The organism is Rhodococcus yananensis, assembly GCF_020515525.1.
In the GTDB taxonomy this organism is placed as follows: domain Bacteria; phylum Actinomycetota; class Actinomycetes; order Mycobacteriales; family Mycobacteriaceae; genus Rhodococcus; species Rhodococcus yananensis.
Window position 1 is genome coordinate 1 of the sequence record NZ_JAIYEP010000106.1, and the last position, 10,768, is coordinate 10,768.

The following is a 10,768-nucleotide window of genomic DNA, read 5'->3' on the forward strand; positions in this document are numbered from 1 at the left end:
GCCGGGACTCAGGACGTCGCCGCGTGGACACCGGCCCTGCGACCGAAGAAACTGCCGTCACCCAGGGAGATCCCGCTGCAGTACCCGAATGCCGACAGCCCCGACGTGCAGCGTCCCGCCGCATACAGACCCGGGATGGGTGTGCCGTCGACGTGGAGCACCTGCGCGTCCACGGTCGTGGCGAGCCCACCGAGAGTGAATCCACCGGTGGATCCACGAAGATCGACAGCGGCGACGGGCGTCCCGATCGGCACGACCCATTCGGGTTTCGTGCCGAACACCGGATCGGTGCCCTCGGCCGCATGCCGGTTGTACTCGGCGACGGTGGTCGTCAGCGAACCCTCCGGAAGACCCATCTCCGCTTCGAGTTCCGCTACGCTCTCGCAGACCCATCTCGGTCGGCGCTCGAGCTGCGGACTCGAAGTCGGCGCCGCGATCCCCTCCTCGTATGCCTTCTCGTCGATGATCAGGAACGCCTCGTTGTCGTTCTCGAACAACGTCTTCTGCCCGATCCTCCCGGGGTAGGTGTCCTCGGGCACATACCGTTGGCCACGGCCGTTGACGAGGATGCCACGAACGAGCAGCTGCGGGTCGCAGAAGAATGCCACCTCGCACGCATCCATGTGGGCGAGACCGGCGCCGAGTGCCTGCGCGACGAGGATGCCCCGACCGTCGTGTTCCTCCACGGTGGCCGCGGGCCGCTTGTACAGGCGCGGCGCGTAGGCGAGCATCATCTCGTCGTTGTACGCGAACGACCCGGTCGCGAGCACGACCCCCTTGCCTGCGCCGACGGCGATCTCCTCGCCGAACTTCGTGGCGACGAGACCCACCACGCGGCCGGTCGGGTCCGTCACGAGCCGCTGCATCCGCACGTCCGTCTCGACACGCACACCCAGTTCGGCGGCCCTGGCCAGCAGTGTCGTCATCAGTTCGAATCCGGCTCCGCGGTCTCCGACGCGCGGCATCGGGACCTGCGCCAGGTGGCCGCGGGGTGCCGCGGGGATCCGGGAGACGAACGGCGCGGCGTTCTCACCGCCGCTGTACATGAGGGAATCGTCCTCGGGGCATTCCCACCCGGGCTGCGACCAGAACCCTTCCTTGTACCGCACGCCGCACGATTCGAGCCAGTCGAAGTGGGCGACGCTCCCCTCGCAGTACGCGTCGAGTTTCGCCTCGTCGACACCGGGCCCGAGCGCTTCGGTGAGGAACGCTTTCATGCCGTGCACGGTGTCGTCGAATCCGCAGGCCTTCTGGATACGAGTGCCGCCACCGAGGTAGACGATACCGCCGGACAGTGCCGCGGCACCGCCACCTCCTCCGGTGCGCTCGAGAACCAGGACGTCCGCACCGGATTCCGCCGCCCCGATCGCCGCACACACGCCGGCGATCCCGAATCCTGCAACGACGACGTCGGCGCGGTGGGTCCAGTCGGTGATCTGCGCGTCCGGTACCGGACGCACACCCGAATCGTTCATGACAGGAAGTCCGTTGCTCCGGGGTGCAGAATCGGAGCGGTCGGTGGGTGCACACCGGAGGCGAGCAACTCGCGCGCCTCGTCGCCACCGTCGAGTACCCGCGCGACACGCAGCGTCACGGCCCATCGGCCTTCGCTCCTGACGAGTTCCCACCGGTTCGCGGTCACCCGCGCGACCCGGAACCCCTTGTCCGCCTTGAGAACCAACTGGGAATGGCAGGTGACGACGGCGGTGTCGCCGTCGACTCGGATGTTGAGCGGGTCGAGAAGGTGACCGCAGCCGCGGTGGATCAATCCTTGATGCGCGTCGGACCGGACCATCGCCTGGATCTCGGCGCGCCCACGGTATGCCCCCGAGTCGACGTCGTACACACCGTCCTCGGTCCAGAGTGCACCGACGGCCTCGGCCGACCCGCTGTCGACGGCGGGACCGTAGGTGGTGATGAGTTGCTGGATCGCCAGTGTGTCCTCGAGTTGCTCGACCCGGCGGGCGAGGCGTTCGACGAGTGCGGCGGTATCGGACATGTCACTCCTCGGATGGGCGGTACCGTCGGACCGTAGGCGCGCCGAATCCGCCGGACCCGGGCACATCCCGGTGATCGGGACCACACGCCGACTCCGGCGACCTACTGCCCGCGGCGTGGACGGGTGGTCATCGCCTCGTCCTCGAAGTGCTGATAGTCCTGCAACTCGATCCTGTCGCCGCCCCAGACGAATCCGGCGTCCGCGAACGCCTGCCACACCACGTGACCGTCGGTGATCATGCCCGGTCGGACGTCCGTGCGGTCCAGGAACTCCCGGCCCTCCGGGGGAAGCACGGTCTCGCCGTGCACGTAGGGGTTCTCCCGGGTGTTGATGTCGATCGCCTTGCCGTAGGTGTGGATCGAGTACCGGTCGGTGCTGCCGGTGACGGGCCGGCAGTCGAACGCGGAGGTGTTGTCCTGCGCCATCGCCGCATCGTCGTCGCCACCGTACTCCTCCATCAGCACCATCCGGCGGATCGGGAATCCGGCCTCGAACATGGCGCCGAACACGTCGACGACCTTCTCGGCGACGTCCTCGTGCACCATCAGCCGTCCGCCGTCGTGTATCAGCCCGTCGAATCCGTGATGGTTCATCTCGATGATGCGCAGGTCGTCGATCGGCACCGGGCAACCGGGTTTCCAGGTCACACCGATCATCCGCGCACGGTAGTCGTCCGGCACCGCGGTGATCGTCGCATCGAACTCGGCAGCGGCACCCTCGACGGTGCTCGTCGCGGTGGTGTTCGACTGCGAGCAGGACACGAGCGAGAGCGCGAGCAGCGACACGGCGGCTACGACAGGAACATGCGAACGAAAGAGCATGACGGAGCTTCCGACGACATGTGGGGGCATCCCGATCGTGCCACGAGAGGACGCGCTCGACCACCGATTCGCGGGATCCGGCACGGCGGACGACGACACCCGCGCCACCGAACACCGTTCTCGGGTACTCGGACGAGGACTCAGATGAGATTGTCCTCCACCGGAAGTCCGAACGCACCGCGCCCGTACAGGGCGAGCGCACGTTCCGATTCGTTGGCCACGTGGACGCTTCCGGCGTGCGCGTCGCGCCACGCGCGTTCGATGATGTTGCCCAGATACAGCGACGACGCGCCGGCTGTCCTGAACAGCATGTCCATGGCTTCGACGGCGCGTTCCGTCGCGCGGACCTGGTCTCGCCTCGCCCTCAACCGCAGCATCATCGGGATCTCGCGCCCCGCGACGGCGTGTTCCCACATCTGCTGCATGTTGTGGTTCAACTGCAACACCGCCGCGTCGACCTCGGACGACGCACGACCCACCGTCACCTGCGCGAACGGGTCGTCGGCGAAACGTCCGCCGCCGAGACTGAGCCGCACCCGTTCCCGCATCGACGCCAGATACTGCTCGTAGCATCCGGCGACCACCCCGACGACGGGCACCGCGACGGTCGTCGCGAACATCGCACCGAACGGAAGCCGGTACAGCGGGCCGGAATTGACCTTCTGCCCGGGGCCCCGCAGGTTCGCGGTCTCGTAGTTCCGTACGACGCGGTGCTCGGGGACGAACACACGATCGACCACGATCCGATTGCTGCGGGTACCCCGCATACCCAGCACGTTCCACACGTCGTCGATCGCGTAGTCGGCGCGCGGCACGAGCACGGTCATGAAATCGACCGGTCGTCCCTCCGATCCGACGACGACCACACCGAGCAGAGCCCACGACGCGTACTCGCACCCCGACGAGAACATCCAGGTTCCCGAGAGCTCGTACCCGCCGTCCACCGGTGTCAGTTGCCCGACCGGTGCATACGCCGAACACACGAGCACATCCGGGTCCTCACCCCACACGTCACGTTGTGCACGATCGTCGAACAGAGCCAGATGCCACGGATGGACACCGAGGACCGAGGTGACCCACCCCGTCGAACCGCACACCTCGGAGATCGCTCGGATCACCTCGTAGTACCGGACCGGGTCGGTCTCGTGCCCACCGTGACGACGCGGCTGCAACATCCGGAACACACCGGTGGCGGTGAGACCCGCGACGATCTCGTCGGGAACACGCCGCGTCTCGTCGATACGCGCAGCGCGACTCGCGATGTCCGGCAGCAGTTCACGGACGTTGTCCAGCACGTCGGGCACGAAATCCTCCTCGTCGATCGTCGAACCGGTGTCGTCCCGCACCCACCCCCGACATGCCGATGCCACGCCCGCCGAAGCGGGCGTGGCATCGGGGAACGCTACGACGTCACCCCTTCTTCGGGGTGAAGGCCGCCAGCGGCTCGGACCCCGACCAGTCGTGGCCCCAGTAGCTGTCGGCGGTGATCTCCTCCGCCGTGTAGAAGGTCTCGTCGACCATCATGCCTTCGGTGCCGAACTCGATGTCCCAGCCCCCGGGCGCACGCACGTAGAACGACACCATCTTGTCGTTCGTGTGGCGACCGAGCGTGGACGAGATCGAGAAGCCGAGGGCCCGAACGCGATCGAGCGCCTGCCCGACGGCGTCGAGAGTGTCGACCTCGAGCATGAGGTGCACGAGACCGGGTTCGTCGGTCGGCGGTGCCGGGCACAACGCGAGGCTGTGGTGACGGCGGTTGACGCCGAGGAAACGCACCCGGCGGTAGGGCGGCTTCGCACCGGGTCCGCCGACGCGGATGGCGCCGCGCGGAAGGAAGCCGAGAACCTCGGTGTAGAAGGTGTATTCGGGGTCGAAGTTCGTCACGGGCAGCACGACGTGGCCGAGACCCTCGTCGCCCGTGTGGAAACGACCACCGAACGGGGTGACGATCGGGCTGTGGTCGAGAACCGGTCCGAAGAAGACCTCGACCCGAGTACCGGCCGGGTCGTCGAACGCGATGGCCTGCTCGACGTCGAGGTGGGCGGACTCCTCCTCGGACAGCACGGTGACCTCGATGCCCGCCTTCTCGACGGCCTCCCGGACCCGCTGCAGCGCGAACTGGTCGCGCACCTCCCAGCCCACGGCGAGAGCCTTGTCGGTGTCGCCGGGGAGCACGATCAGGCGTGCCCGGCGCTCGTCGACGCGCAGGTAGAGCCCGTTCTCCTCGGGGCCGCTCCCGACGGCCATTCCGAGCCCGTCGACGACGAGTTCACGCCAACGCGCGATGTCTGCGGTCTGGATCCTCAGGTATCCCAGACCCCGGATGTCGGTCATGTCCGATCCTTCTCAGATGGTGGGGGTTGTCAGATCATGCCGCGCATCGCACCCTGCGGCTCGCCGCCGAGCTGCGTGAGGGTCGATGCGTGGAAGATGGAACCGGGCACGTGGATGGCGTGGCTCAGGCCCGCGTGGGCATCACGCCAGAAGCGCTGGAGCGGGTTGCTCAGCTGCAGGGCACCGCCACCGGCACGCGAGAAGATCTCGTCGACGGCCCGGACCGCGCGCCACGCCGCGGCGGTCTGGGTGCGGCGGCCGATGGCGCGCTGCTCGAAGGTGACCTCCCGGCCCTTCTCCGTCATGTCCCAGAAACGATCGACGGTCTCGAGGATCGCCGCGCGGGAGGCGGCGATCTCGGCGGCCGCGTCACCGAGAGCGGACAGCACGTAGGGGTCCTGCTTGATCGCGGTGCCGGACACCGTGACGCGTTCGCGCTGCGTCTCGATGTAGCAGTTCAGTGCGCCCTCGGCGATGCCGATGAGAGACGAGGTGATGCCGAGCGGGAAGATGCACGAGAACGGGAACTTGTAGAGCGTCTCCTCGCGACCGGCGTCCTTCCAGGCGACGCCGCCCATGACGCGCTCGGCCGAGAGCGTGCGGTACGACGGCAGGAAGGCGTCCTTGACGATCAGGTCCTTCGAGCCGGTACCGCGCAGACCCACGACGTTCCAGCTGTCCTGGTCGATCTCGTAGTCCGAGCGCGGGAGCAGCACGTGCAGGGCCTGCGGCGGGGTGAGGCGGTTGCCGTCCTCGTCGCCGATCGCGGCACCGATCATCACCCAGTCGCAGTGGTCGGTTCCCGACGAGAACGACCAGCGACCGTTGAGGATGTAACCGCCGTCGACCGGCACGGCCACACCCATCGGCGCGTACGGCGATGCGATCCACGTGTCGGGGTTGTCGCCCCAGACCTCCTGCTGCGCCTTCGGGTCGAAGAAGGCCATCTCCCAGGGGTGGACGCCGACGATGCCGCTGACCCAGCCGGTGGCGCCGTCCATCGCACCCAGCGCCATGGCGGTCTCGGCGAATTCGCGAGGATGGACCTCGAGCCCACCGAACTCCTTGGGCTGCAGCATCCGGATGACGCCGGCGTCGCGCAGCCGCTTGGCGCTGCGGTCCGTCAGTCGCATGAGCTGATCGCCCTCCGCGCCGTCGGCGCGGATCTCGTCTGCGTACGGTGCGATGGAGTCGAGAACCTGTCCCATGATGCTCTCCAGCTTTCTCATGTGGCGCCCGGATCACGTCCGGGCGGAGTCTATTTCAGGCCGGTACCGTCTCGACCTGCCGCGGAGGGACGGTGCGCGTCCACCGTGTCAGGTACGGCGGATCCGGGTCGTCGATCGTCCGCTCAGTGGGAGTCGATCCCGGCCGGTGTCGTCCCGGGTCAGGCGTCGTCGCGGGTCAGGAACGCGAGCACGGTCGACAGCCATGCGTCGCGTGCCTCGATCATCGTCCAGTGACCGCAGTTCGGGAACACATGGAGTTCGCCGTTGCGCAGTTCACGCATCGGCAGCATCGCCATGTCGACGGGGCTGACCCGGTCGTCGCGACCCCAGGTGAGGAGGGTCGGAGCCTTGATCTTGTGGAGCTGCGCCCAGTACGGCGTCTCGGTGGAGGCGGCGGCCGCCCGACCCGTCGCCGCGAACGCGGCGGTGCTGTACATGCGGCGTGCGATCTCGAGGGTTTTCGGTTCGGTCGCGAGCGCCCAGCGTTCCTCGATGAGTTCCTCGGTCACGACGGCCGGGTCGTACACCATGGACCGGAGCCAGCGGACCAGCTTGTCGCGGGTCGGATCGTCGGTGAACTCCATGAGCAGGCGGATGCCCTCGCCGGGTGACGGCGCGAACACGGATCGTCCGGCGCCACCGATGGTGACGAGCCGATCGACGCGGTCGGGTTCGGCGATCGCGAACTGGGTGCCGACGATGCCGCCCATGGAGTTGCCGACGATCGCGACACGGTCGAGTCCGAGGCCGTCGAGGAAGTCGGTGACGGCGAACCGGGCCATCGCCATCGGGTGACCCTCGCAGGGATCGCTGACCCCGAAGCCCGGGAACTCGAGGACGAGGCAGCGGAAGTGCTCGGCGAGGTCGGCGAGGACACCGCGGTAGTTGCGCCACCCCGTCACGCCCGGACCGGAGCCGTGGAGCAGGAGCAGGGGCGGGCCGTCGCCGGCCTCGTGGTACCGCAGCACCCCGCGGTCGGTGGTGAGCGACCTCGCCGTCTCTTCGAAGCTCAATTCCGTCGTCATGTCCTCGACATTCCCAGTGATGCCCCTCACGTTGCTCGGACGCTCCCGTTCACCGGGACGTCGCAGCAGGTCCGGGCGCTAGATCCACTGTCCGGACTGCGTCGCCACCAGCCGTTCCATGGTGTGCGGAGACCACGACCGGGCGGGGACGTCGGCGGTGCGGCGCGCGCGGCGGGGGGTGCCGAGTTCGGGGTGGAGCATGCGCGACACGTCGCGGGCGACGTCGGCGACGAGCGGCGCGATCCGTTCGAGGTGACCGGGCCGGGCCGGGCCGCACAGCGAGATGCCGGCGACGGGCCCCTCGGGGCTGCGCACGGGGGCGCCGACGCACGCGATGCCGCCCATGGCCTCACCGTCCTCGAATGCCAGGCCGTGACGCCGGCGGATCCGGCCGAGTTCCTGGTGGAGGGTCGAGAGGTCGGCGATGGTGCGGTCGGTGCGCCGGGGGAGGTGACGCCCGTACAGGGCGTCCACCTGTTCGGGAGCGAGTGCGGCGAGGATCGCCTTGCCGCACGCGGTGGCGTAGGCGGGGGCGCGGCCGCCGACGCGGGAGGTGAGGGTGGCGGCGAGTTGCCCGCCGACCTTGTCGAGGTAGAGGCACTCACCGCGGTCGAGGACGGCGAGGTGCGCGACCATGCCGGTATGCATGTTGAGTTCGTGGAGCAGCGGTGCCGCGGCCTCGCGGATCCGGCTCTGTCCGTTGTCGCCGGCGCCCAGAGACTTGGCGCGGCGGCCCAGGCAGTAGCCGAACGAGGCGTGGTCGACCCATTCGAGACGGACCATCTGGTCGAGGATGCGGTGCACGGTGGATCGGGGCAGCCCGGTGCGGCACGCGACCTCTTCGAGGGTGAGCCGCGATCCGGCGCCCTCGAACGCGTCCAGGATCAGCGTCATCCGCTCGACCATGGATGCCGGGAGTTCGCGCTTGGACGCTGCTTCGGTGGTCTCGGCTGTCATCTCGAGCATGGTTCTTCCTCTCCAACCCTCCGACCAGGGAAAATCGCCAGAACTGAAATTCATTCTTGCGATGTACGTCACCGAGTATCGCGAGAGAACGCGCATAACACAAGTCCCGGGAAACGATCATCGCGACGCACCGGGCGGGTCGCGTCGCGTTCGGCACATCCCACTGAGCAGGAGACCGCTCACCCGCAACGCTGTGAGCAGGTACAACGATGGGGAGATTTCCATGTGTCCGCCCTGTGCGCCGTGCCCGCCGGGCCTGCGCGCACACCTCGATCGAGGTGCTTGCCGATGAGGTGTTCGAACGGATGTACCTAGGGATCACGTCACCGATCGTCATCGACCACCCGGATACCCGCGCCCCGTGGGAACACGACGCCGGCATCGACGAACTCGCACGGATCGCCGAAACCGCCGACCGGCTCGGATATCACCACCTCACGTGCAGTGAGCACATCGCGGTCCCGAACGACGTCGCGGCCGAACGCGGCGGCGTCTACTGGGATCCCCTCGCGACACTCGGCTTCCTCGCCGCCCGCACCCACCGGATCCGGCTCGCCACCCGAGTCCTCGTCCTCGGCTACCACCATCCGCTGGAGATCGCCAAGCGGTACGGCACGCTCGACGCCGTCAGCGGAGGGCGCCTCGTGCTGGGCCTCGGCGTCGGCTCCCTCGAGGAGGAGTTCGACCTGATCGGGGCGCCGTTCACCGACCGCGGCGCCCGCGCCGACGAAGCGCTCGCGGCGCTGCGCGTGTCCCTGTCCACACCGCAACCCGAGTTCCACGGGACGTTCTACGACTACGCCGACCTCCGTGTCGAACCGCACGCAGTGCAGGCGCGGGTGCCGCTGTGGATCGGGGGACGCACCCCCCGGTCACTACGCCGCGCCACCACTCTCGGGGACGGATGGATTCCGTTCGGCATCGCCCTCGACCGGCTCTCCGAGATGCTGCGACGCGCATCGGTGCCCGACGGGTTCGACGTCGTCCTCGCGACCGCACGTCCACTCGACCCGCTCGGCGACCGCGACGGCACCCTCCGGTCGCTCACCCGCCGCCGTGACGCGGGCGCCACGATCGTCGGTGTCGCGCTCACCTCGGTCGACGCCGCCCACTACTGCGACCAACTCGAAGCACTGCACGAGATCGCGCCCGAGATCGGCGCGGTCTTCGAACCGTCCCGGCCCCAGAGCCGGCCATCCCCGACGAAAGGGCCGACCCCCGCATGACCAGAACCCTCTCCCCCATCTTCCGGCCCCTGACGGTCCGGTCCCTCGAGTTGCGGAACCGCATCGTGATGTCACCGATGACGCGGTCGCACTCGCCGGACGGTGTGCCCGGCGCCGACGTGGCCGAGTACTACCGTCGGCGCGCCGCCGGCGGCACCGGCCTGATCGTGACCGAGGGTGTCGCGATCGACCACCCCACCGCCGTCGACAACCCGAAGGTCCCGCACATGTACGGCGACGACGCCCTCGACGGGTGGCGGCGTGTCGTCGACGCGGTGCACGCCGAGGGCGGGCGGATCGTCCCGCAGTTGTGGCACGTCGGCCCGCTGTGGGGCGCGATGACCCGCGACATCGACCCCGATCTCGTCCCGATGCGCCCGTCCGGACTGTGGGGTGAGCCGGGCGTGACGTCCTACCCCGATTCGTACGTCGAGTACGGCTCGAAGCCGGTACGACCGATGACCGAGCAGGACATCGCCGACGTCGTCGACGCGTACGCGCGCGCGGCGCGCGCCGCGATCGACGTCGGCTTCGACGGCATCGCCCTGCACGGTGGCCACGGCTACCTGCTCGACTCGTTCCTGTGGGACAGCACCAACCGTCGCGACGACGAGTGGGGTGGCGATCTGCAGCGGCGCACCCGTTTCCCGAGCGCCGTGGTCGCCGCGATCCGTGCCGCGATCGGCGAGGACGCCCCGATCTTCTTCCGGTTCTCCCAGCACAAGCAGCAGAACTACGAGGCTCGTATCGCGCGGACTCCCGACGAGCTGCGCGTGATCCTCACGGCCCTCGCCGAGGCCGGTGTCGATGTGTTCGACGCGAGTATCCGCCGGTTCGACTACCCCGCCTTCGAGGGCAGCGACCTGTCGCTGGCGGGCTGGGCGAAGGAACTGACCGGTGCCGTCTCGATGGCGGTCGGCAGCGTCGGCATCGCGAAGAGCCTGCGCGAGAGCCGCGTCGACGGTGCGGCACCGACCCGTGACAACATCCCGGAACTCGAACGTCGGCTCGGCGACGGTGAATTCGATCTGATCGCGATCGGGCGTCTGCACCTGGCCGATCCGGCCCTGGCCACCACACTGCGTGACGGTGACACGCTCCCCGAGTTCGACCGCGCCGTCCACGAAGCCTCCCTGACCTGATCTCCACCCGTGCGTGTTTCTGGTAG

At 68.6% G+C, this 10,768-nt stretch carries 10 protein-coding genes; 2 read left to right on the forward strand and 8 right to left on the reverse strand.

Features of this window, described 5'->3' with window-relative positions:
• Window positions 1–8: 8 nt before the first annotated feature.
• The 8 genes from LDQ05_RS17985 to LDQ05_RS18020 all read right to left on the reverse strand — a co-directional run bounded on the left by LDQ05_RS17985 (window position 9) and on the right by LDQ05_RS18020 (window position 8,374).
• Window positions 9–1,475, reverse strand: coding sequence for an FAD-dependent oxidoreductase (locus LDQ05_RS17985; protein ID WP_226438320.1), 1,467 nt, complete (start codon window positions 1,473–1,475; stop codon window positions 9–11).
• Window positions 1,472–1,999, reverse strand: a complete 528-nt coding sequence (locus LDQ05_RS17990) for a nuclear transport factor 2 family protein (RefSeq protein WP_226438321.1) — start codon at window positions 1,997–1,999, stop codon at window positions 1,472–1,474. The genes LDQ05_RS17985 and LDQ05_RS17990 overlap by 4 nt, the downstream gene beginning before the upstream one ends.
• A 101-nt stretch (window positions 2,000–2,100) precedes the next feature.
• Complete coding sequence (locus LDQ05_RS17995) at window positions 2,101–2,820, reverse strand: M15 family metallopeptidase (RefSeq protein WP_226438322.1); 720 nt, start codon at window positions 2,818–2,820, stop codon at window positions 2,101–2,103.
• 140 nt (window positions 2,821–2,960) lie between these two features.
• Window positions 2,961–4,124, reverse strand: a complete 1,164-nt coding sequence (gene hsaA / locus LDQ05_RS18000) for a 3-hydroxy-9,10-secoandrosta-1,3,5(10)-triene-9,17-dione monooxygenase oxygenase subunit (protein WP_226438323.1) — start codon at window positions 4,122–4,124, stop codon at window positions 2,961–2,963.
• Window positions 4,125–4,230: 106 nt separating this feature from the next.
• Window positions 4,231–5,154, reverse strand: coding sequence for a biphenyl-2,3-diol 1,2-dioxygenase (gene bphC, locus LDQ05_RS18005; RefSeq protein ID WP_226438324.1), 924 nt, complete (start codon window positions 5,152–5,154; stop codon window positions 4,231–4,233).
• Window positions 5,155–5,183: 29 nt separating this feature from the next.
• Window positions 5,184–6,362: an acyl-CoA dehydrogenase family protein gene (locus tag LDQ05_RS18010; RefSeq protein WP_226438325.1), complete on the reverse strand. Its 1,179-nt coding sequence runs from the start codon at window positions 6,360–6,362 to the stop codon at window positions 5,184–5,186.
• Between the two features lie 179 nt (window positions 6,363–6,541).
• Window positions 6,542–7,408, reverse strand: coding sequence for an alpha/beta fold hydrolase (locus tag LDQ05_RS18015; RefSeq protein ID WP_226438326.1), 867 nt, complete (start codon window positions 7,406–7,408; stop codon window positions 6,542–6,544).
• A 78-nt stretch (window positions 7,409–7,486) separates the two neighbouring features.
• The gene (locus LDQ05_RS18020; protein ID WP_226438327.1) at window positions 7,487–8,374 is read right to left on the reverse strand and encodes an IclR family transcriptional regulator; all 888 of its coding nucleotides are present in this window, start codon (window positions 8,372–8,374) and stop codon (window positions 7,487–7,489) included.
• 305 nt (window positions 8,375–8,679) lie between these two features.
• On the opposite strand from LDQ05_RS18020, the gene LDQ05_RS18025 reads away from it, so the two are divergent.
• Together LDQ05_RS18025 and LDQ05_RS18030 are read left to right on the forward strand one after the other, a co-directional pair.
• The gene (locus LDQ05_RS18025; protein WP_226438328.1) at window positions 8,680–9,600 is read left to right on the forward strand and encodes an LLM class F420-dependent oxidoreductase; all 921 of its coding nucleotides are present in this window, start codon (window positions 8,680–8,682) and stop codon (window positions 9,598–9,600) included.
• Window positions 9,597–10,742, forward strand: coding sequence for an oxidoreductase (locus LDQ05_RS18030; protein WP_226438329.1), 1,146 nt, complete (start codon window positions 9,597–9,599; stop codon window positions 10,740–10,742). Before LDQ05_RS18025 ends, LDQ05_RS18030 begins: the two co-directional genes overlap by 4 nt.
• Window positions 10,743–10,768: the final 26 nt, after the last annotated feature.